Genomic DNA, 19,808 nt, shown 5'->3' with positions numbered 1-19,808 from the left:
GCGTGCCCCACGGGACACGCATGGTCACGGAGGGTGCACCGAAAGACTAGGACAAATCTCCTCAACGCCACCTTAAGGTGACAAGGGCGAGAACACCCTGCACAAGGGGGCCCGACCAGAGGAGAATAGGGGCACATGCGTGAAGTCTGGCCAGGAGAGTCCTATCCGCTCGGCGGCACCTGGGACGGGGTGGGCGCCAACTTCTCCCTGTTCTCCGAATCCGCCGAACGCGTCGAGCTCTGCCTTTTCGGGGACGACGGGCACGAGGAACGCGTCGAGCTGACCGAGGTCGACGGGTTCGTCTGGCACGGCTACCTCCCGGGGATCATGCCGGGACAGCGGTACGGCTACCGCGTCCACGGTCCCTACAACCCCTCTCAGGGGGACCGGTGCAACCCCTCCAAACTGCTCCTCGATCCCTACGCCAAGGCCGTCGAGGGCGACCTGAAGTGGAACGAGGCGCTCTTCTCCTACCGGTTCACCGATCCCGGCAGCCGCAACGACACCGACACCGCCCCCTTCATGCCGAAGAACGTGGTGGTCAACCCGTTCTTCGAGTGGGGAAACGACAGGCCGCCCCGGACCCCGTACCACCAGACCGTGATCTACGAGGCGCATGTCCGCGGGCTCACCATGCGCCACCCCGCGGTGCCCGCAGAAAAGCGCGGCACCTACGCGGGACTGGGCCACCCCGCGGTCATCGACCACCTGCTGAGCCTGGGTGTCACCGCGGTGGAGCTGATGCCGGTGCACCAGTACGTGCCCGAGCACGCGATGGTCGCCAGGGGCCTGACCAACTACTGGGGCTACAACACGATCGCCTACCTGGCCCCGCACGCCGCCTACTCCGCCTCGGGCCAGCGCGGCGAGCAGGTGCAGGAGTTCAAGGCGATGGTACGGGCGCTGCACGAGGCGGGGATCGAGGTCATCCTCGACGTGGTCTACAACCACACCGCCGAGGGTGACCACATGGGGCCGACGCTGAGCTTCCGCGGCATCGACAACAGGGCGTACTACCGCCTGCACGACGGCGACCGGCGCTACTACCTCGACTACACCGGCTGCGGGAACTCCCTCAACGTCCGCTCGCCGCACGCCCTTCAGCTGATCATGGACTCGCTGCGCTACTGGGTCCTGGAGATGCACGTGGACGGCTTCAGGTTCGACCTGGCCTCCGCCCTCGCCCGCGAGCTGCACGACGTCGACCGGCTGAGCGCCTTCTTCGACCTGATCCAGCAGGACCCGGTGATCTCCCAGGTGAAACTGATCGCCGAGCCGTGGGACGTGGGGCCCGGCGGCTACCAGGTCGGCAACTTCCCGCCGCTCTGGATGGAGTGGAACGGCAAGTACCGCGACAGCGTCCGCGACTTCTGGCGCGGCAGCGGGTCCGCGCTGCCCGAGTTCGCCTCCCGGCTGACCGGCTCCGCCGACCTCTACGCCACCTCGGGGCGCCGCCCCGTGGCCTCCATCAACTTCGTCACCTGCCACGACGGGTTCCCCCTGACCGACCTGGTCTCCTACGACCGCAAGCACAACGAGGCCAACAAGGAGAACAACCGCGACGGCACCGACGACAACCGGTCGTGGAACTGCGGGGTCGAGGGCCCCACGGAGGACCCGGGGATCGTGAGCCTGCGCAGGCGCCAGCGCCGTAACTTCCTGGTCACCCTGTTCATCTCCCAGGGCGTGCCGATGCTGCTGGCCGGTGACGAGTTCGGCCGGACCCAGGGCGGCAACAACAACGCCTACTGCCAGGACAACGAGATCTCCTGGGTCGACTGGTCGCTGGCCTCCGGCGAGGCGGACCTCCTCGACTTCGTCAGGAGCCTCTCCAAGCTGCGGCGCGAGCACCCGGTATTCCAGCGGCGCCGCTTCTTCCACGGCCACAAGGCCGACGACGGCACCCGCGACATCGTCTGGCTCACCCCGTCGGGAGAGGAGATGTCGGCGAGCGACTGGCACACCGGCTACGCCAAGTCACTGGCCGTCTTCCTGAACGGCGACGCCATCACCGAGCCGGGCACCCGCGGCGAGCGGATCACGGACGACTCGTTCCTGCTCCTGATCAACGCCCACCACGAGGAGATGATCTTCACCCTCCCCGAGGCGAGGTACGGCAAGCGGTGGCGGCGGGTGCTGGACACCGCCGACGAGGGGACGGAGCTCCTCTCGCCTCCGCAGGAGTCCTGGCCGGCCGAGAGCGCGGTGGAGGTGACCGCCCGCTCGGTGCAGATCCTGCACTGCGAGCGGGCGTAGGGCCGGCCGCTCGCGGCCTTCAGGCCCCTGACGCGATCGCGGCGGTGAGCAGGACGAGCACGAACGTCGCCACGCCGGCCACGCCGTGCAGCACGACCGCGACCATGGGGAAGCGCTGCTCGGCGCCGCGGGCGTGGCGTCCGCCGCCCAGCCAGCGGGTGAACATGGTGAAGCCCAGCAGCGCGGAGAGCGCGAGGACTCCGAACGACAGCCAGGCGAAGGCCGGCTCCAGGGTGCGTACGTACACGATCCAGCAGGCCAGGGCGGACACCGCCAGGGCCGGATGGGCGAAGATGAGCAGCGCGGGAAAGCGGGTGACCTTGGTCGCCTGCTGGCGGAGCCCTCCCCCGGAGAGCCACAGGTACAGCAGGTAGATCCCGACCATCGCGGTGATCAACCATGTCACGATCGTGACCAGCCCCACACAGCCCTCCCGTGTCTCCCGGAACGAATCATGTACCGGGAGCCGCCCCGAGTCACCCCAGCCCTCAGATCCAGTATCGAACGCTCCGGGAGAACTCACAGGTCGTTTCCATGCGAAGGTAGGAGAATGCGCCTCATTCACCCCGAGACTTCGGACGAGGTCGACCTCGTCCGCGCCTACGCCTACCCGGCCGGCCCCTGCCTGCGGATCAACATGGTCGCCAGCGCCGACGGCGGTACCTGGCTGAAGGGACTGTCGGGCGGGCTGTCCGGCAGGGGCGACCGCCAGGTCTTCTGGACGTTGCGCGGGCTGGCCGACGTCGTCGTGGCCGGTGCGGCGACCGTGCGGGCCGAGGGGTACGGCCCGGCACGGCCCAGGCCGTCGTGGCAGGGGCTGCGCGAGGGCCGCCCGGCCGCCCCGCCGGTGGCGGTGATCACTCGTGGGCTCGACCTCGACCTGTCGGGCCCGCTGTTCACCGAGGCGGAACCGTACGCCCGGACCATCGTCATCACCTGCGGGGCCGCCCCCAGGGAGCGCCGCGAGGAGGCCGCCAGGTGTGCCGAGGTGATCGTGGCCGGGGGCGAGCGGGTGGATCCGGTGCTGGCGATGGAGGCGCTCCGCGAGCGCGGCCTGAGCCGGGTGCTCTGCGAGGGCGGCCCGAAGACCAACGCCCAGCTGGCCGCCGCGGACCTGGTCGACGAGCTCTGTCTCACGGTGAGCCCGCTGCTGATCGGCGGGGACGCCGCCCGTGCCCTCGACGGCCCTCCCTCGCTCACCCCCCTGCGCCTGGCCCACGTGCTGGAGGACGAGGGGTTTCTCTTCACGCGGTATGTCCGGCGAGACGAGAAGGCCGGAACCCGCTAGCGCCGGAGGTCCCGGCGTTCCATGATTCATGTGGACATACCTCTAGGGAAACGATATATCTCGACCATGGAACGATCATCCTCCTCCGGTGACGAATTGCGCGCCTCGCTCGAGGCCCGCCGGGACCTCGGACCGGAATACGAAGACTCCCTTGTCGAGGGTTTCCTGGAGAAGATGGACCGGGAGATCGACAAGCGGGTGGACGACCGGCTCGCCGACCGCGCCCGCAAGGAGAGCCCCGCGGTCCGTCCCTCCCTGGACGCCGGGCAGCGGCTGGCGCTGGCGATCGTCTCCCTGGCGACCGGGATACCCGCGACGATCGGGCTGGCCTTCTCCGGCCTGGGCGACTCGATCCTCGCGTTCATCCTGGTGCTCGTGTGGGTCGGCATCATCAGCGTGAACCTGTCGTTCGCCCTCGCGCGGCGGCGCCAGGGCTGACCGCCGCCGCCCGCTTCCACTTCCACGTCAAGCAAGCGTACGCTTGGGCAAGTTTCCGGTACGGCTGACGCGGGAGTGATGAGTGGACGAGTACCGCAATCTGATCGGCGGCCGCCTGGTGGCCGCGGCCGACGGCCGCACGCTGGACTCCGTCAACCCCGCCACCGGCGAGGTCTGGGCCCGAGTCCCGGCGAGCGGCAGGGCCGACGCGGAGGCCGCCGTCGCGGCGGCGCGCACGGCCTTCCCCTCCTGGTCCGCCATGCCCGCACTCGGCCGGGCGCACTTCCTGCGCGGGGTGTCGGAGGTCTTCGCCCGGCACGCCGAGGAACTGGCCAGGATCGAGACCAGGGACAACGGGCGCATCCTGCGGGACACGCTGAAGAAGGACCTGCCCGGCATGACCCACCTGTGGCAGATCGCCGCAGGGCAGGTGCTCGACGCGGTCAAGGGCGAGACGGTGATCCTCGGCCCGGACAGCCTGGGTCTCACCCGTCGCGAGCCGTACGGGGTGGCGCTCTGCGTCATCCCGTGGAACTCCCCCATCTCGACGTTCTCCGCCAAGGCGGCCTACGCGCTGGCCGCGGGGAACACCGTGATCGTCAAGCCCGCCGAGCAGGCCTGCGCCTCGGTGCTGCGCCTCGGCGAACTGCTGGCCGAGGTGCTCCCGCCCGGCGTGCTCAACATCGTCAGCGGCCTCGGTGAGGACGTCGGCGACCCGCTGGTCAGGCACCGCGGGGTCAACAAGATCAGCCTCACCGGCTCCACCCAGACCGGGCAGGCGATCACCCGGGCCTCGGCCGACCACCTCAAACCGCTGACGTTCGAGCTGGGCGGCAAGTCACCGAACATCGTGTTCTCCGACGCCGACCTGGACGCCGCCGCTCAGGGGGTGACCGTCAACTCGGTCTACACCGGCAACGCCGGACAGGTCTGCGTGGCCGGGTCCCGCATCCTGATCCACCGGCCGGTCTGGGACGAGATGATCGGGCGGATCACCGCCATCGCCTCGCACGTCCGGCTGGGCGACCCGCTCGACATGGCCACCACGATGGGCCCGATCGTCTCGGCCGGGCAGTACGAGCGGGTCGCCTCCTACCTGGAGATCGCCGAGAAGGAGGGCGCCGAGCTGGTGTTCGGCGGCCAGACGGGGGCCGACGTGGTCCCGTCCATGCCCGGCGGCTACTGGGTGGCCCCCACCCTGTTCACCACCTCCGACAACGCGCTGCGCGTCTGCCAGGAAGAGATCTTCGGTCCGGTGGCCGTGGCCATCCCCTTCGACACCGAACAGGAGGCTCTGGCGATCTCCAACGACTCCCCCTACGGGCTCGCCGCCGGCGTGTGGACCCGCGACCTCGGCCGCGCCCACAGGTTCGTCCGCGACCTGCAGAGCGGCACCGTCTGGGTCAACACCTTCCGCCAGATGCCCCCGGGGCTGCCGTTCGGCGGCGTCAAGGACTCCGGGTACGGGCACGACGCCGTGCTGGAGTACACCAGGGAGAAGGCCGCGATCATCCATATCTGACCGGTGAGCCCCGCCGGGCATGCCCTTTACCGGAAACAGAATATGGTTCTAGAGTCTGGGCATGGGAATCGCGATCACCGAGGAGCACCGGGCGCTGGCCGTCTCCGTCCACGGCTTCGCCGGACGGAACATCGCGACGCGCGGCATGGACCACGAGCCGTTCCGCGCCGCGCTGGCCGCGCAGGGCCTGCTCGGGCTTCATCTGCCCGAGGCGTACGGAGGGCAGGGCGGCGGCCTGCGGGAGCTGGTGGTCGCCCTGGAGGCGCTCGGCGAGCACTGCACGCCGGGTTCCCACCTGCCCACAGTCCTGGCCTCGGCCGTCATCGCCCGCGCCGCCCCCCCAGCACGACCTGCTGCGGGCACTGGCGGACGGCGCGCTGACCGCCGCGATCGCCCTGCCCGGCGGTGCCCGTACGGCCACGACGAGCGCGGCGGACACGACCGGACCGGCCGCCGTGACCGTGCTCGGGTCCGCGGATGCCGGGGTGTTCGTGGTCCCGCTTCCCGGCGGCCGGTGGGCCGCGCTCGACCCCGGCGACTGCTCGGCCGAGGCGGTCGACGGCATCGACCTGACGCGGCCACTGGCGGCGGTGACGGTGACGGCCGTGCCCCAGGAGCGCGTGCTGGGCGGCGTGACCTCCCGCCTCGTCTCGGACCTGGCCGCCGTCCTGCTCGGGGCGGAGGCCTGCGGCGTGGCGGCGTGGGCGGTGTCCACCGCCGCCGAGTACGCCCGGGTACGGGAGCAGTTCGGACGCCCGATCGGCCAGTTCCAGGGGGTGAAGCACAGGTGCGCGGCCATGCTCGTCGCCCTCGAACAAGCCCGCGCCGCTGTCTGGGACGCCGCCCGTGCCCTCGACGGGGCCGCTCAGACGGCCGGTGTCGATCCGGAGGGTGAGGTCGCGCTGGCGGTGGGGGTGGCCGGGGTGCTCGCCGCGGACGCCGCCGTACGGTGCGCGGCGGACGCGATCCAACCGCCTCCAGCGTCCGCAAGCTGCTGGGGATGCGCCACTCCCAGGCGGTGTCGGAGTTCTGCTGGTCCATCGCGCCGGACTCGCCGTACTGGAACCGCATGGTCCTCGCCACCCGCGCCTTCACCATCGGTGGCGGCACCACGGAGGTCCAGCTCAACATCATCGCCGAGCGCGCGCTGGGCCTCCCCCGTGACCCCTGAGCCCAGGGCCGCCGTTCAGGCGCGGGTGGCCGACCAGCCGAGGTGAGGGGCAACCCGATCGAGCAGGCCCGGCAGGGCGGGGTGGAGCTCCGCCGGGACGTCCCCCTCGTCGAACCAGGTCAGGTTCCCGATACGGTCCGGCTCCGCCAGGGTGACCTCCGAAGGGTCGATGAGCACCGCGAACTGCACCGACACCCAGTGCGTCGCCACCTCGCCCGAGGTCCGCCGGACGTTGGCCACGCCCACCTGGACCAGCTCCAGGGCGGTGGCGCCGAACTCCTCGGAGACCTCACGCCGGACGCAGGCCTCGAAGTCCTCGCCGAAGGCCAGCTCTCCCGCGCCGGAGTCCCACACCTCGCGGCTGTCCCTCGCCCCGGGACCCCGAAGGTGCAAAAGAACCCTGCCCTTGCCGTCATGGCAGACGAAGCTGCAGCTGACCCCGATGTAGGAGCGCCCAGCCGGGCGGGGGTCGACGGAGGGCGGATCGTCACTGTGGTCGACCAAGGAAGTTCGTCCTAAAGGAGCCGGAGGTGGATCGCGAGCGGCGGCTCGCCACGTGGAGGCAATCCTACGGAAGCAGGCCGGAAACCGGGCGGGAGGGCAGGTCCGCCCCGGAGCCGCCACGGCGGCGGGACCGGGCACTCGACGGGGCGGACCGTATGATCACCTGCCTCATGCCCACCGGGCCCAGGCGCTGGCGCGCCACCCGGACGGCGGCATTCCGGCCGGCCCGCGGAACGTGGGCGACCGGGCAGGTGATCTCACCCCTCAACGGGAAGGTGAACCACCCTCCACACTTTTAAAGACGCCAAAACGGTCATCAAAGGATGCTTCGCCCGTCAAGATTTTTCCGAACGGGGCAACCCCGGGCCTCGCCCCTCCACACGCCACGGCGACCGCATAGGCTGATGTGATGGACAAGGTGGTAAAGAGCGACGCCGAATGGCGCGTCCAGCTCTCTCCCGAGGAGTTCCGCGTGCTTCGCCAGGCCGGGACCGAGCGCCCCTTCACCGGGGAGTACGTCGACACCAAGACCGTGGGCGTCTACAGCTGCCGGGCCTGCGGCACCGAGCTGTTCCGGTCCGACACCAAATTCGACAGCCACTGCGGCTGGCCGAGCTTCTACGAGCCGTCGAAGTCCGACGCGGTGACGCTGATCGAGGACCGCTCGATGGGCATGGTCCGCGTCGAGGTCCGGTGCGCGACCTGCGACTCACATCTCGGCCACGTGTTCCACGGCGAGGGCTACGGCACGCCCACCGACGACCGCTACTGCATCAACTCCGTCTCACTGAGGCTGGAGCCCGCCGAGTAGGCCACCGCGTCGCGACCCGGCCGGTCCGCGACGCGCGGAGACAGCCAGATCGGTCCATCCCGGAGGTTAGTGAGGCGCAGGAAGGGGCAGAGCGACCTCACGCAAAGTATTCACAGATCTCCGTAGCGTGTCTGCCCAAGGAGCCCCCGTGCATCTCCGCCACAAGTGGGAGATCGTTGAGACCATCGGCCGGGTGATCACCCAGCGCTGTTCGATCTGCGGCAGGACCAGGGTCCGGGTGACCCGGCCCGGGCACCGCGCGGACTAGCGCTTCGGCTTGGGGTAGGTGACGCGGCAGTCGGGGTCGTCAGGGCCGAGGACGTTGGCCAGGACCGGGTTGCCGTTCTCTCCGAACTCGGCCTGGACGAAGACCACGGGGCTGGGCATGCCGAGCTCTCCGACGAGATAGTCGACGCCCGCCTCGCACAGCTTGATCGCCTGCTTCGAGTTGTCCGCCGATTCCGGCAGGTCCGTATATATCCGTAGATAGCCACCGACCATTCGGATATCCCTGACCCGCTTGGTCACCTTGCGGCTCTCGAAGTAGGCCAACGCCTTCTTGTCGGTGTGCTTGGAAGGCCCCGACGCCTCGGCCTCACTGTCCTTCTGGCGCTTCTTCTCCGCCTTGGCGGACTTCGCGTCCTCCTCGGCGCCCCCCTTGCTCTTCCCGTCCAGCTCGGCGGCCACCACCGCGCCCGCCACGGGGTCCCCCTGCGGCGCCGCGGCGGGCGGACCGCCGGAGGCCGGCACCCGAGCCGCCTCGCTCCCCGGAGCCGTCTCCCCGGAAGACCACACCCCGCTCACCGCGAACGCCCCCACCACCAGCGCGGCGGCGCCCACCGAGACCTCAAGGAGCCGTGAGCGAGACTTCTTTCTCCGACGTCCCCGAGTACGCCGCCTGGACCGTGCCAGACCTTCGCCCCTTTTCACCCTTGGCCTCACATAGACAGGTGATTTTCCACGAGTATGACAAAGGCAAGGGATGGCAAAGAGGCCTACGCGGGATTATTTTCGGCGGGCCGCCACAGGAGACACGCCCTTCACCTCACGGAGCAGGAGTCCCGCCGCCGACCGGACTCCACGGCGACGGAACCCCCGGAGGCTACGGCAGCGCGGCGATCAGCTCGCTGGGCGGCTTGCGGACACCGGTGTAGAAGGGGATCTCCACCCGGGTGTGCCGCCGCGCCTCCGCGCCGCGCAGGGTGCGCATCAGGTCGACGATGCGGTGCAGTTCGTCGGCCTCGAACGCCAGCATCCACTCGTAGTCGTTCAGCGAGAAGCACGCCACCGTGTTGGCACGCACGTCCGGGTAGTCGCGAGCCATCCTGCCGTGCTCGGCGAGCATCCGGCGGCGGTCCGCGTCGTCCAGCAGGTACCACTCCAGGGAGCGCACGAACGGGTAGACGCTCACGTACGCACGAGGCTCCTCCTCGGCCAGGAAGGCCGGGATGTGCGACTTGTTGAACTCGGCCGGACGGTGCAGCGCCATGGCCGACCAGACCGGCTCGGACAGCCGCCCCAGGCCGGTACGGCGGAAGCGGGAGTAGGTCTCCTGCAGGTCCTCGGAGGTCGGAGCGTGCCACCAGAACATGAAGTCGGCGTCGGCGCGGAAGCCCGCCACGTCGTACAGGCCGCGGGTGACCACGTCCTTGCGCTCCATCTGGGCCAAGAGCTCCTCGACCTCGGCGGCCATGCCCTCACGGTGCCCCGGGCAGCGCTCGCTCAGTTTGAAGACCGACCACATCGTGTAGCGGATCACCTGGTTCAGGTCTCGTGCCTTGGGCCGCGGGTTCCCGTCCGTCGTCCTCACCCCTTCGTCAGCAAATCGGTTCTGTCCTGCCATTCTCCCGTGGGGTCCAGGTGGTCGAGAATCCGGGCTGCCGCGGTGCGGGCCGTGGAGACGCAGGCGGGGATGCCAAGGCCGTCGTAGGCGGCGCCGCACAGCGCCAGCCCCGGCGAAACGGCGGCGGCCGCCCGGATGCGCGCCACCCGGTCGAGGTGACCCACCTCGTACTGTGGCAGGGCACCGCCCCAGCGGGTCACCCGCGAGTCGCGGGGCAGCCCGCGCACGCCCATGACCTCGACCATCTCGGCCATCGCCAGCGCGACCAGCTCCGCGTCGTCGCGCTGGAGCACCGCCTCCTCGCCGAGCCTGCCGATCGAGCAGCGCAGCAGGACCAGGTTGGGATCGGTCTCCGCCAGATGCGGCCACTTGACCGAACTGAACGTGGCGGCCTTGATCGGGCGCCCGTCGACGGCCGGAACCAGGTAGCCGCTGCCGGACGGCGGCCGGGGAAACGCCTTCCGCGGGTAGGCGAGGGTGACGACGGCCATGCTGGCGTACTCGATCCTGGCCAGCTCCGCGGCGGCCTGGGGCACCTCCTCCGCGAGCAGCCGGCTCGCCGCCGGAGCGGGAACGGCGATGATCACCGCGTCGGCCTCGATCGTCTCCGGCTCCCTGGCGGGTCCGGCCACCAGCTTCCAGCCGCCCTCGGTCCGCCGCAGCTCCCTGACCATGACGCCGGTCCTGATCTCGGCCCCGGAGGCGGCGGCGACGGCCTCGGGGAGGCTGCCCATCCCCCGGCTCAGGGTGGTGAAGACCGGCCCCGCGTCCTTCGGGGCGTCCGCGGCGATCTCCCCGGCCGCGGCGAGCAGCGACCGCTCGGTCCTGGCCGCGATGGCGATCCCCGGCATGGTCGCGTCCAGCGAGAGCCGCTCGGTCCTGCCCGCGTAGACACCGCCGAGCAGCGGCTCGACGAGCCGGTCGACCACCTCGCTGCCCATCCTGGCCCGGATGTAGGCCGCCACCGACACGTCGGTGGTGACCCGCGTCGCCGGGAGGATCCGATCCAGCGCCACCCTGGCCAGCCCCCCGGGGGAAAGGATCCCCGACCTCGCCAGCGCGAGAGGGTCGGACGGCACGCCCATGACGTGCCCCTTGGGCATGGGCCGCAGCGCGCCCCGGGTCAGGATGGCCGCCTGGGTGGTGCCGGGGAGCCGCAACTCCTCGCCCAGCCCGACCATCCTGGCCAGTTCCTTGCCCTCGGGCCGCCGGGCGAGCATCGCCTCGGCCCCCGCGTCCATCGCGACGCCCGCCACCTCGGTGGCGTGCAGCTTGCCCCCGATCCGCGGGGCGCCTTCGAGGACGGTCACCCGCAGGTTCTCGCCGCCCTGACGCAGATGCCACGCGGCGGCCAGTCCGGCGATCCCGCCGCCGACGACCACCACATGCCTCCGGTTGCCTTCCATGACTCCTGACCGTACCGGTCCACTCTCCCGGTCCCGTCTCCCACCTCGGCGCCCCACCATCCCCGTGACCCGACGGCGCGCAGAACGTGACGCCATCGTGACTGCCCCGCACCGAACTCCGCCACCGCACCCGCCGTCATGAGATTCATGAGCAGATTCCGGTACGGCCCGCGCCTGGCGGTCTTCTTGACGGGCCTGACGCTGTTGGTGTCCGCCTGCGGCGGGGGTTCTTTGCAGTCCACGTCCTACGAAGGAGCGGCGGCACCCGCGGCCGACATGCAGGCGAGCAGCCAGGCCAACGAGGCGGTTCCGCAGAGCGCGGCGAAGGCCGAGGGCGGCGGCTCCCCGCAGACCGGCCAGGTGAGGATCGTCCCGCAGGACCGGGCGATCGTCTACACCGCGGAGATGACGATCAGGGCGAAGGAGGTCACCGCGGCGGCCGACCGGGCCCGGCAGATCGTCACCACCGCGGGCGGCTACCTGGCCATGGAGAACTCCGACGCCCACTCCGACGGCGAGGGCTCCGCGACACTGGTCTTCAAGATCCCGCCGGGAAACTATCCGGGCACGCTCGACCGCCTGGGCAAGGAGCTGGGCACGCGCGAGTCGCTCCGGCAGAACACCGAGGACGTCACCGAGCAGGTGGCCGACGTGGAGAGCCGCCTGAAGTCGGCCAAGGCCGCGCTCGACTCCCTGCGCACGCTGCTGAAGCGGGCCAACACCATCGGTGAGGTGCTCAAGGTGGAGCGGGAGGTCTCCAACCGCGAGAGCGAGCTGGAGTCCCTGCAGGCCAGGCAGAAGACCCTCGCCTCGCAGACCAGTGCGGCGACGCTGACGCTGAACCTGGTCGGCCCGGCGGCCGTGGTGCAGAAGAAGGAGGACGACGAGCCCGCCGGCTTCCTCGGCGGCCTGCGGACGGGCTGGAAGGCTTTCGTCGTCGCCGTCAAGCACGGCCTGACGCTCCTGGGCGTGCTGCTTCCCTGGCTGATCGTGATCGTCCCGGCCTGGCTGCTGACCGCCTTCCTGCTCCGCCGCAGGAGGAACGGGGAGCGGCCACTCCCTGCGGGCTCCGAGGACCCGGAGCCCGATCCCGACGAGGAGCCTCTCCCCGCGAGTGATCCTCGGGGAGAGGACGAACCCGAGAGAGCGGACGGGCCGGTGCCGTACGAGCGTCCCTAGTCCCGGGCGAGTGGTGACGGTGCACCGGCGCCGGGGACGGTCAGCGGGCGGAGGCCTCGTGGACGAAGTCGGTGAGGCGGGCCAGCTGGTCGGGGTCGGTGTTGGGCAACACGCCGTGCCCCAGGTTGAACACGTGTCCCTCGGCCTTGGCCGCGCGGGTGAGAATGTCGCCCGCGCGGCGCTCCACGACCTCCCAGGGGGCGAGCAGGATCGCCGGGTCCAGATTGCCCTGCAGCGCCTTGCCTGGGCCGACCCTCCGGGCGGCCTCGTCGAGCGGGACTCGCCAGTCGACGCCCACCACGTCGGCCCCCGCCTCGCCGAGCAGGCCGAGCAGCTCTCCGGTGCCGACGCCGAAGTGGATGCGCGGCACGTCCAGACCGGCCAGGCCGTCAAAGATCCGGCTGGTGTAGGGGAGGACGAACTCGCGGTAGTCGTCGGGCGACACCGCGCCGACCCAGGAGTCGAAGAGCTGGACGGCGGAGGCTCCCGCGGCGAGCTGCACGCGCAGGAACCCCAGGGTGATCCCGGTCAGCCGATCCATGAGGGCGTGCCAGAGGCCCGGCTCGCCGTACATCATGGCCTTGGTGTGGTCGTGGTTCTTGGAAGGGCCGCCCTCGATGAGGTAGGAGGCCAGGGTGAAGGGGGCTCCCGCGAAACCGATGAGCGGGGTCGCGCCCAGCTCCTTCGTCAGCGCCTGGACCGCCTCGGTGATGTAGGAGACGTCGTCCGGCTCGATCGGGCGCAGCGCCTCGGCCGCCCTGGCATCCCTGATCGGCGCGGCCACCACCGGGCCGATGCCGGGCTTGATGTCGAGGTCGACGCCGATCGCCCTGAGCGGGACGACGATGTCACTGAAGAGGATGGCCGCGTCCACGCCGTAGCGGCGGACCGGCTGCATCGTGATCTCCACGACCAGGTCGGGGGTGGCGCAGGCCGTGAGCATCGGCACCCCCTCGCGGAGCGCCCGGTACTCGGGCAGCGAGCGACCTGCCTGGCGCATGAACCACACCGGTGTGTGGGATACGGGCCGGCGGCGGCAGGCGCGCAGGAAAGCGGAGTCGGCGGGCTCGGAAGTCACCCCACCAGGGTGCCATGCCCGGTGACCGGTCGGCTCACCACGGTCGCTGACCGGCGAGATCAGCCCGAAATCACCAGTTATTCAATGAGATTGCACCTCACACCACCCTGGCGCCGTCAAGTGATGACAACGATACTGTCTTACCGGTTTCGAGAGCTTCGTCCGCTGAAATCCGATGTTGACACCAGCCGGATGGCGCCGCACGGCACGAAGCGATCATGTTTCCGGGTACAGTTCCTCCCATCGGTGATCCTGGACCGGCCCCCGGCTGGCCCAAATGTTCGCCAAGTCACCGCGCGGCATCGATTCCTGCACCACTTTGGGGACACGCCGAGCACGCTGCGCGGAAATGTCGGCGCGACGTGCCAACGTCGGACCACGACCCGACGAAAGGCCCGTGCGATGTCCACCATGTGGAGTTCACCCGAACGTCGCGGTGAGCACCGTGCCTCCTGCGCCCGCGTGCGGATTCCCGAACGACAATCCCGCCCCGTCGATCACGGTCGGCCTGAACGCCCGGAACGGACCGGCGCCGAGCGCGGTCACCCGTTCCTCCCCGAAGTCTCCCACGGCGAGGTCACCCCCGCCCTCCACAGGCCGTCGGCAGCGTCTTGATCGGTTCCAATGGCTCCTACACATATCCCAGTGGTCCCCATGCGATCAGTTTCGACCTACGCTTCCGATATGACCGTCGGTGACGCGCCGCCCGCTCCCGCCGCCTTCAGGCGCGCGGTGGCGAGCATGCACCCCGCGGAGGTCAGACCCGAGATCGAGCTGGAGGACATTCCGGCGCCGCAGCGCCTGGCCCCCTACTCGGCCGCGATCGGCGCGTCGGTGTACCGCGACGACGACGAGCTCGCGGTCGGCCGCCTCATCATGCTCTTCGACCCGGACGGCCAGCGCGGCTGGGACGGCCAGTTCCGGCTCGTCGCCTACGTGCGGGCCGACATGGAGCCGGAGATCACCGAAGACCCGCTGCTCGGCCCCGTCGCGTGGAGCTGGCTCACCGAGTCACTCGACGCGCACGGCGCCGGCTACGCCGCCGCCGGAGGCACCGTCACCAGAGCGGTCTCCGAGGGCTTCGGCAACAAGGCCGAAGACCCGGTGACCACCGAGCTGGAACTGCGTGCGTCCTGGTCACCGCTGCAGGAAGACCTCTCCGGCCATGTCGCCGCCTGGTGCGATCTGATGTGCCTTGCCGCGGGCATACCACCCCTGCCACCCGACGTGGCGGCGCTGCCGCCGCGCCGTCGCGAGGATCCGGAGCCCTTCAGAACGTGACCGATGAGACGACCGTAATTCCACTGCTGGAGCCTCGTGAGGGAATCCCACCCGTCATCGAGGACTCCGCCTCCCTCGCGCGCGTGGTGCGCGCCTTCGCCGAGGGCACCGGCCCCGTCGCCGTCGACGCCGAACGCGCCTCGGGCTACCGCTACAGCGGCCGCGCCTACCTGGTACAGCTGCGCCGCGCCGGCGCGGGCAGCGCCCTGATCGATCCCATCCGCTGCCCCGACCTGTCCGAGCTCGACGCGGCGCTGGCCGACGCGGAGGTGGTGCTCCACGCCGCCTCCCAGGACCTGCCGTGCCTCGCTGAGGTGGGCTTCCACCCGCGAGAACTGTTCGACACCGAGCTGGCCGGCCGGCTGCTCGGCTACGAGCGGGTCGGTCTTGGGCTGATGGTGGAGAACGTCCTCGGTTTCAGGCTGGAGAAGGGGCACTCGGCCGCCGACTGGTCGACCCGCCCGCTCCCCGAGGACTGGCTGCGCTACGCCGCGCTCGACGTCGAGGTCCTGATCGAGCTCCGCGACGTCCTGCACGAGGAGCTGAAGTCCAGCGGCAAGCTGGCGTGGGCGCAGGAGGAGTTCGCCTCCGTGCTCGCGCACAAGGCGCCCGCCCCGCGCTCCGACCCGTGGCGGCGCACCTCCGGAATCCACAAGGTCCGCTCGCTGCGCGGGCTGGCGGTGGTACGGGAGCTGTGGACGCTCCGCGACGGGCTCGCCCGCGAGTCCGACGTCGCTCCCGGCCGTGTCCTGCCCGACTCGGCGATCGTCACCGCCGCCCTGGAACTGCCCCGCACCACCAAGGCGCTCACCGAGATCCCTCCCTTCACCGGCCGCAGTGCCCGGCGGCACCTGCGCGACTGGCTGGCCGCGATCGGCACCGCCCGCTCGCTGCCCGACTCGGAGTTGCCGCAGCCCAGCACCCCCGGCGACGGGCCCCCACCGGCCAACCGATGGATGGACCGCGATCCGGTGGCCGCCCGGCGGCTGGCCGCGGCCAGGACCGTGGTCGCCGCGCTCGCCGACGAGCACCACATGCCCGCGGAGAACCTGATCCAGCCCGACGCCGTGCGCCGCCTGACCTGGGAACCGCCGGCCGTCATCGACGACGAGACCGTCACCGCCCGGCTGCGCGAGCTGGGCGCCCGTGAGTGGCAGATCGGGCTGACCGCCCATCCGATCGCCAAGGCCCTGATCCGCCTGGAGCTCAAGGGCCAGGCCTGATGAACCGGCCGACGCCCTTTACAAAGTAGATCACTGGAACGACGTCATCCCCTGTGCGGGGCCGGGCCCCGCACAGGGGATGACCGAACGCTCAGCAGGTCGCGAGCATGCTCTGCAGGGCGCTCTTCTCCGAGCTCTGCAGCGTCAGCTTCCAGTAGTACTTCACCTGGATCCACGCCCTGGCGTAGGTGCACCTGAACGAGCTCAGCGGCGGCTGCCACGTCGAGGGGTCCTGGTCGCCCTTGGCCTGGTTGACGTTGTCGGTCACCGCCCACAGCTCGGGCCCGCCGAGGTCGTTGGCGTAGGACTGCCGCTGCGCGCTGGTCCAGGCGTAGGCGCCGGAGCGCCAGGCCTCGGCGAGCGGCACCATGTGGTCGATGTCGACGTCGCCGGCGGCGGTCCAGGTCGCGCCGTCGAACGGGGAGTACCAGCTGCCGGAGGTGGCTGCGCAGCTGGAGTTGACGACCACTCCGACGCCGTCCCTCTTGAGCACCGTCTCCCGGGTGTTGCAGGTGCCGCTGATCGTTATCCAGTGGTTGAACAACGACCGGTCATAGGAGGACTGGTTGGTTTCCGCGGCGACGGTGAGCGTCGCGAGCCTGCTGGCGGCGGTGGCCGCCGAAGGGATGTTCGGCGGGGTCGCCGAAGCCGTTCCGGTTGTCAGGGAAAAGGTGACGAGAATTGCCGTGAGGGCAGCGGAAGCTGCGGTGACGACTCGTTTCACGAGTGGCCCCTTCTGTCGCTCCACCTCGGCCAGTCGGGGGGTCTGGGCACCGCGAGAGGAGGACAGACGGAACGTCTCAAGTCATGACAAATACGCAAATGTCATGGTTTGACGACGAGTCAGGATGCACTTGGTCGGATACTGCATCAATCCATGGTCAGATACGCTTGATCTGCGATAATGTGAATTACGGTGATTCTGACACCCCGCCTTCCCGTGCGAACACGCGGTGAAATTCCGGTAACCAGCGAATTTCCTTCCGGGACAGCCCCCGGGTCACCGGCTCCCCCGGACGCGCACATCGCCCCCCTCCTCCCCTGGCAGGCGCTTGCAGCAGGTGCGGCGACTGTCGTACCGTGGAATGGAAAGCGCTTTCCATAGGAGGTCGGAGAAGATGTCCCCGCAAAGCATCGGCGTCGTGATGAACGGTGTCACCGGTCGCATGGGCTACCGCCAGCACCTGGTCCGATCGGTCCTGGCGATCAACGAGCAGGGCGGTGTGACACTGTCGGACGGCGGCCAGGTCCTGCTCAGGCCGGTCCTGGTCGGCCGGTCCGCCGAGAAGCTCCAGAGACTCTCGGCGGAGCACGGCATCGCCGGCTGGACCACGGACCTCGACACCGCCCTCGCCGACGACGACAATCTGATCTACTTCGACTCTCAGGTCACCCAGGCCCGGGTGAAGTCCGTGCTCAAGGCGATCGAGGCGGGCAAGCACGTCTACGCGGAGAAACCGACGGCCGAGACGTCCCAGGACGCGCTGGCACTGGCCGAGGCCGCGACCGCCAGGGGCGTGAAGAACGGCGTCGTGCAGGACAAGCTCTTCCTGCCGGGCCTGCTCAAGCTCAGGCGCCTGATCGACGGCGGCTTCTTCGGCCGCGTCCTCTCGGTCCGCGGCGAGTTCGGCTACTGGGTGTTCGAGGGCGACTGGCAGGCCGCCCAGCGCCCGTCGTGGAACTACCGCGTCGAGGACGGCGGCGGCATCGTCCTCGACATGTTCCCGCACTGGGCGTACGTGCTGGAGAACCTGTTCGGCCGGATCACCTCGGTCTACGCCCAGGCCGTCACCCACATCCCCGAGCGGGTGGACGAGCGGGGCGAGACCTACCGGGCCACCGCCGACGACGCCGCCTACGGGGTGTTCGAACTGGAGGGCGGGGTCATCGCGCAGATCAACTCCTCCTGGAACGTCAGGGTGAACCGCGACGAACTGGTGGAGTTCCAGGTGGACGGCACGCACGGCAGTGCCGTCGCGGGCCTGCGCGACTGCCGCGTCCAGCACCGTGCCGCCACTCCCAAGCCGGTCTGGAACCCCGACCTGCCCGCGGGCGCCCGCTTCAGGGACGGCTGGCAGGAGGTACCCGACAACGAGGAGTTCGACAACGGGTTCAAGATCCAGTGGGAACGGTTCGTCCGCCACGTGGTCGAGGACGCGCCGTTCCCCTACGACTTCGCCTCCGGCGCGCGCGGTGTCCGCCTCGCCGAGCTGGGCCTGCGCTCCTCCGCAGAGGGCCGCCGCCTGCCGGTGGAGCCGTGATGAGGATCGCACTCCCGGGCGGGGAGCACGTCCTGCGCGAGCCGGTCACCTGGGCCAGGCCCGAGGGGCCCGCCCGGAGCCGCACCGTCTACGCCGCCGCCCACGTGGTCGCCGACCCGCTCGGCGACAACACCCCGGGCTCCCGGGCCGCCGTCGACTGGGAGGCCACCCTGCGCTTCCGCCACCACCTGTGGTCCCACGGGCTGCGGGTCGCCGACGCCATGGACACCGCGCAGCGCAACATGGGCCTTGACTGGGCGGCCACCCGCGAGCTGATCCGGCGCAGCGCCACCGAGGCGAAGGCCTTCGGCGACCCGGCGACGCTGGTGGCCTGTGGCGCGGGCACCGACCAGGCGCCGGACGCCCGGACCCTGCGGGAGGTCGTGGCGGCCTACGGCGAGCAGATCGAGACCGTGCGGGACGCGGGCGCCGGGGTCATCGTGATGGCGAGCCGGCAACTGGCCGCGATCGCGCGGGGCCCGGAGGACTACCACCGGGTCTACGGCGAGCTGCTCTCCCAGACCGATCGCCCGGTGATCCTGCACTGGCTGGGCGAGATGTTCGACCCGCTGCTGGCGGGCTACTGGGGCTCGCGGGACGTGGCCGAGGCCACCGCGTCGTTCCTGTCGCTGATCCACGACCACGCGGCGAGGGTGGACGGGGTCAAGGTCTCACTGCTGGACGCCGAGCACGAGATCGGGCTGCGCGAGGCGCTGCCCGAAGGCGTCAGGCTCTACACCGGCGACGACTTCAACTACCCCTCGCTGATCAGGTCGGGCAGCCACGCGCTGCTGGGCATCTTCGACGCGATCGCCCCCGCCGCCGCCTCGGCCCTGCAGGCGCTCGACGCGGGCGACCTCGGACGGTACGACGCGATCATGGACCCCACGGTCCCGCTCTCGCGGAAGATCTTCGAGGCCCCCACGTACAACTACAAGACGGGCATCGTCTTCCTGGCCTGGCTCAACGGCCACCAGGACGCCTTCAGCATGGTCAACGGCGCCCAGGCGGCCCGTTCCCTGCCCCACCTGGCCGAGGTGTTCCGCCTGGCCGACAGGGCCGGGCTGCTGGCCGACCCCGAGCTGGCGGTCTTCCGGATGCGCTCCCTGCTGGCGGTGAACGGCCTGTGAGGGCGCGGGCGAAGAGCCGTCTCTCGCTGAACCAGTGGACCACGAAGCGGTGGTCGGTGGCCGAGGCCGTCGACGGGTGCGTGCGGCACGGTGTCGAGGCCATCGGCCTGTGGCGGCAGGACGTCGCCGCGCAGGGCCTGAAGGAGACCGTCGAACTCGTCGCGGACGCCGGGCTGCGGGTCTCGTCGCTCTGCCGCGGCGGTTTCCTCACCTCCGGCGATCCGCAGGCCCTGGACGACAACCGCAGGGCGATCGACGAGGCCGCCACACTGGACGCCGCCTGCCTGGTCATGGTGGTCGGCGGCCTGCCGGGCGGGATCGCTGGTCACCGCTCCCGGATTGCGGAAGTAGTGCTCGTCGTGGCTCCGCCCCCGGCAGACAGTGAGGGCCACCGCGACCGGCGATGACCGACGACCC

At 70.4% G+C, this 19,808-nt stretch carries 19 protein-coding genes and 3 pseudogenes; 14 read left to right on the top strand and 8 right to left on the bottom strand.

The window, feature by feature from the left end; genetic code table 11:
* Nucleotides 1-135: 135 nt before the first annotated feature.
* Complete coding sequence (gene glgX / locus ABZU75_RS38055; protein ID WP_355565500.1) at nucleotides 136-2,256, top strand: glycogen debranching protein GlgX; 2,121 nt, start codon at nucleotides 136-138, stop codon at nucleotides 2,254-2,256.
* 19 nt (nucleotides 2,257-2,275) lie between these two features.
* Here the strand turns inward: glgX and ABZU75_RS38050 are convergent, their stop codons facing one another.
* The gene (locus ABZU75_RS38050) at nucleotides 2,276-2,680 is read right to left on the bottom strand and encodes a hypothetical protein (RefSeq protein WP_355565498.1); all 405 of its coding nucleotides are present in this window, start codon (nucleotides 2,678-2,680) and stop codon (nucleotides 2,276-2,278) included.
* Between the two features lie 126 nt (nucleotides 2,681-2,806).
* Between ABZU75_RS38050 and ABZU75_RS38045 the strand changes: the two genes are divergently transcribed.
* The 6 genes and pseudogenes from ABZU75_RS38045 (at nucleotide 2,807) to ABZU75_RS38020 (ending at nucleotide 6,675) form a co-directional block, all read left to right on the top strand.
* Nucleotides 2,807-3,544 (top strand): pyrimidine reductase family protein, encoded by a 738-nt coding sequence (locus tag ABZU75_RS38045; protein WP_355565495.1) that lies wholly within the window; start codon nucleotides 2,807-2,809, stop codon nucleotides 3,542-3,544.
* 66 nt (nucleotides 3,545-3,610) lie between these two features.
* Nucleotides 3,611-3,982 carry a hypothetical protein gene (locus ABZU75_RS38040; RefSeq protein WP_355565492.1) on the top strand — a complete coding sequence of 124 codons (372 nt, stop codon included), beginning with the start codon at nucleotides 3,611-3,613 and terminating at the stop codon, nucleotides 3,980-3,982.
* 82 nt (nucleotides 3,983-4,064) lie between these two features.
* On the top strand, nucleotides 4,065-5,504 hold the full coding sequence (locus ABZU75_RS38035; protein ID WP_355565489.1) for an aldehyde dehydrogenase family protein: 1,440 nt from the start codon (nucleotides 4,065-4,067) through the stop codon (nucleotides 5,502-5,504).
* Between the two features lie 61 nt (nucleotides 5,505-5,565).
* Nucleotides 5,566-5,775 (top strand): annotated as a pseudogene (locus ABZU75_RS38030) (acyl-CoA dehydrogenase family protein); the annotation flags it as partial.
* Between the two features lie 184 nt (nucleotides 5,776-5,959).
* Nucleotides 5,960-6,415 (top strand): annotated as a pseudogene (locus tag ABZU75_RS38025) (acyl-CoA dehydrogenase family protein); the annotation flags it as partial.
* A 38-nt stretch (nucleotides 6,416-6,453) separates the two neighbouring features.
* Nucleotides 6,454-6,675, top strand: coding sequence for an acyl-CoA dehydrogenase family protein (locus tag ABZU75_RS38020; RefSeq protein WP_355565486.1), 222 nt, complete (start codon nucleotides 6,454-6,456; stop codon nucleotides 6,673-6,675).
* Nucleotides 6,676-6,690: 15 nt separating this feature from the next.
* Here the strand turns inward: ABZU75_RS38020 and ABZU75_RS38015 are convergent, their stop codons facing one another.
* Nucleotides 6,691-7,179 carry an NUDIX domain-containing protein gene (locus ABZU75_RS38015; protein ID WP_355565483.1) on the bottom strand — a complete coding sequence of 163 codons (489 nt, stop codon included), beginning with the start codon at nucleotides 7,177-7,179 and terminating at the stop codon, nucleotides 6,691-6,693.
* Nucleotides 7,180-7,588: 409 nt separating this feature from the next.
* On the opposite strand from ABZU75_RS38015, the gene msrB reads away from it, so the two are divergent.
* Nucleotides 7,589-7,990: a peptide-methionine (R)-S-oxide reductase MsrB gene (gene msrB, locus ABZU75_RS38010; RefSeq protein ID WP_343967498.1), complete on the top strand. Its 402-nt coding sequence runs from the start codon at nucleotides 7,589-7,591 to the stop codon at nucleotides 7,988-7,990.
* Nucleotides 7,991-8,254: 264 nt separating this feature from the next.
* On the opposite strand, the gene ABZU75_RS38005 is transcribed toward msrB, so the two are convergent.
* The 3 genes from ABZU75_RS38005 to hemG all read right to left on the bottom strand — a co-directional run bounded on the left by ABZU75_RS38005 (nucleotide 8,255) and on the right by hemG (nucleotide 11,239).
* Nucleotides 8,255-8,830 (bottom strand): hypothetical protein, encoded by a 576-nt coding sequence (locus tag ABZU75_RS38005; protein ID WP_355565479.1) that lies wholly within the window; start codon nucleotides 8,828-8,830, stop codon nucleotides 8,255-8,257.
* 262 nt (nucleotides 8,831-9,092) lie between these two features.
* On the bottom strand, nucleotides 9,093-9,734 hold the full coding sequence (gene hemQ, locus ABZU75_RS38000) for a hydrogen peroxide-dependent heme synthase (RefSeq protein ID WP_355565503.1): 642 nt from the start codon (nucleotides 9,732-9,734) through the stop codon (nucleotides 9,093-9,095).
* 62 nt (nucleotides 9,735-9,796) lie between these two features.
* A complete protein-coding gene (hemG, locus tag ABZU75_RS37995; RefSeq protein WP_355565476.1) occupies nucleotides 9,797-11,239 on the bottom strand; it encodes a protoporphyrinogen oxidase in 1,443 nt (480 codons plus the stop codon).
* Between the two features lie 147 nt (nucleotides 11,240-11,386).
* Here hemG and ABZU75_RS37990 point away from each other — a divergent pair, with 147 nt between their 5' ends.
* On the top strand, nucleotides 11,387-12,418 hold the full coding sequence (locus tag ABZU75_RS37990; protein ID WP_355565472.1) for a DUF4349 domain-containing protein: 1,032 nt from the start codon (nucleotides 11,387-11,389) through the stop codon (nucleotides 12,416-12,418).
* A 40-nt stretch (nucleotides 12,419-12,458) separates the two neighbouring features.
* Here the strand turns inward: ABZU75_RS37990 and hemE are convergent, their stop codons facing one another.
* Together hemE and ABZU75_RS37980 are read right to left on the bottom strand one after the other, a co-directional pair.
* Nucleotides 12,459-13,496: a uroporphyrinogen decarboxylase gene (gene hemE, locus ABZU75_RS37985; protein ID WP_355565470.1), complete on the bottom strand. Its 1,038-nt coding sequence runs from the start codon at nucleotides 13,494-13,496 to the stop codon at nucleotides 12,459-12,461.
* Between the two features lie 420 nt (nucleotides 13,497-13,916).
* Nucleotides 13,917-14,066 (bottom strand): hypothetical protein, encoded by a 150-nt coding sequence (locus ABZU75_RS37980; protein WP_355565467.1) that lies wholly within the window; start codon nucleotides 14,064-14,066, stop codon nucleotides 13,917-13,919.
* A gap of 114 nt (nucleotides 14,067-14,180) precedes the next feature.
* Between ABZU75_RS37980 and ABZU75_RS37975 the strand changes: the two genes are divergently transcribed.
* Nucleotides 14,181-14,777, top strand: coding sequence for a DUF3000 domain-containing protein (locus ABZU75_RS37975; RefSeq protein WP_355565464.1), 597 nt, complete (start codon nucleotides 14,181-14,183; stop codon nucleotides 14,775-14,777).
* The gene (locus ABZU75_RS37970) at nucleotides 14,774-16,000 is read left to right on the top strand and encodes a ribonuclease D (protein ID WP_355565461.1); all 1,227 of its coding nucleotides are present in this window, start codon (nucleotides 14,774-14,776) and stop codon (nucleotides 15,998-16,000) included. The genes ABZU75_RS37975 and ABZU75_RS37970 overlap by 4 nt, the downstream gene beginning before the upstream one ends.
* Before the next feature lie 91 nt (nucleotides 16,001-16,091).
* On the opposite strand, the gene ABZU75_RS37965 is transcribed toward ABZU75_RS37970, so the two are convergent.
* The gene (locus tag ABZU75_RS37965) at nucleotides 16,092-16,724 is read right to left on the bottom strand and encodes an HNH endonuclease family protein (RefSeq protein ID WP_355565458.1); all 633 of its coding nucleotides are present in this window, start codon (nucleotides 16,722-16,724) and stop codon (nucleotides 16,092-16,094) included.
* A 394-nt stretch (nucleotides 16,725-17,118) separates the two neighbouring features.
* On the opposite strand from ABZU75_RS37965, the gene ABZU75_RS37960 reads away from it, so the two are divergent.
* The 3 genes and pseudogenes from ABZU75_RS37960 to ABZU75_RS37950 form a co-directional block, all read left to right on the top strand.
* Entirely contained in the window at nucleotides 17,119-18,261 is a 1,143-nt protein-coding gene (locus ABZU75_RS37960; RefSeq protein ID WP_355565454.1) for a Gfo/Idh/MocA family oxidoreductase, read from the top strand.
* Nucleotides 18,261-19,391, top strand: a complete 1,131-nt coding sequence (locus ABZU75_RS37955; protein WP_355565451.1) for a dihydrodipicolinate synthase family protein — start codon at nucleotides 18,261-18,263, stop codon at nucleotides 19,389-19,391. Before ABZU75_RS37960 ends, ABZU75_RS37955 begins: the two co-directional genes overlap by 1 nt.
* Nucleotides 19,388-19,738: pseudogene (locus tag ABZU75_RS37950) on the top strand (sugar phosphate isomerase/epimerase); the annotation flags it as partial. The gene ABZU75_RS37955 and the pseudogene ABZU75_RS37950, both read left to right, overlap by 4 nt.
* Between the last annotated feature and the right edge of the window lie 70 nt (nucleotides 19,739-19,808).

This window comes from Streptosporangium sp. NPDC005286 (assembly GCF_040607515.1).
Classification (GTDB): Bacteria; Actinomycetota; Actinomycetes; order Streptosporangiales; family Streptosporangiaceae; genus Streptosporangium.
This window is presented reverse-complemented; position numbering and strand designations above follow the sequence as displayed.

Excerpts from the sequence above, each read along its gene's own strand:
- ABZU75_RS38045 (WP_355565495.1), top strand. The coding sequence starts at position 2,807 with ATGCGCCTCATTCACCCCGAGACTTCGGACGAGGTCGACCTCGTCCGC.
- hemG (WP_355565476.1), bottom strand. The coding sequence starts at position 11,239 with ATGGAAGGCAACCGGAGGCATGTGGTGGTCGTCGGCGGCGGGATCGCC.
- hemQ (WP_355565503.1), bottom strand. The coding sequence starts at position 9,734 with ATGTGGTCGGTCTTCAAACTGAGCGAGCGCTGCCCGGGGCACCGTGAG.
- ABZU75_RS37975 (WP_355565464.1), top strand. The coding sequence starts at position 14,181 with ATGACCGTCGGTGACGCGCCGCCCGCTCCCGCCGCCTTCAGGCGCGCG.
- msrB (WP_343967498.1), top strand. The coding sequence starts at position 7,589 with ATGGACAAGGTGGTAAAGAGCGACGCCGAATGGCGCGTCCAGCTCTCT.
- ABZU75_RS37990 (WP_355565472.1), top strand. The coding sequence starts at position 11,387 with ATGAGCAGATTCCGGTACGGCCCGCGCCTGGCGGTCTTCTTGACGGGC.
- glgX (WP_355565500.1), top strand. The coding sequence starts at position 136 with ATGCGTGAAGTCTGGCCAGGAGAGTCCTATCCGCTCGGCGGCACCTGG.
- ABZU75_RS38040 (WP_355565492.1), top strand. The coding sequence starts at position 3,611 with ATGGAACGATCATCCTCCTCCGGTGACGAATTGCGCGCCTCGCTCGAG.
- ABZU75_RS37955 (WP_355565451.1), top strand. The coding sequence starts at position 18,261 with ATGAGGATCGCACTCCCGGGCGGGGAGCACGTCCTGCGCGAGCCGGTC.
- ABZU75_RS37960 (WP_355565454.1), top strand. The coding sequence starts at position 17,119 with ATGTCCCCGCAAAGCATCGGCGTCGTGATGAACGGTGTCACCGGTCGC.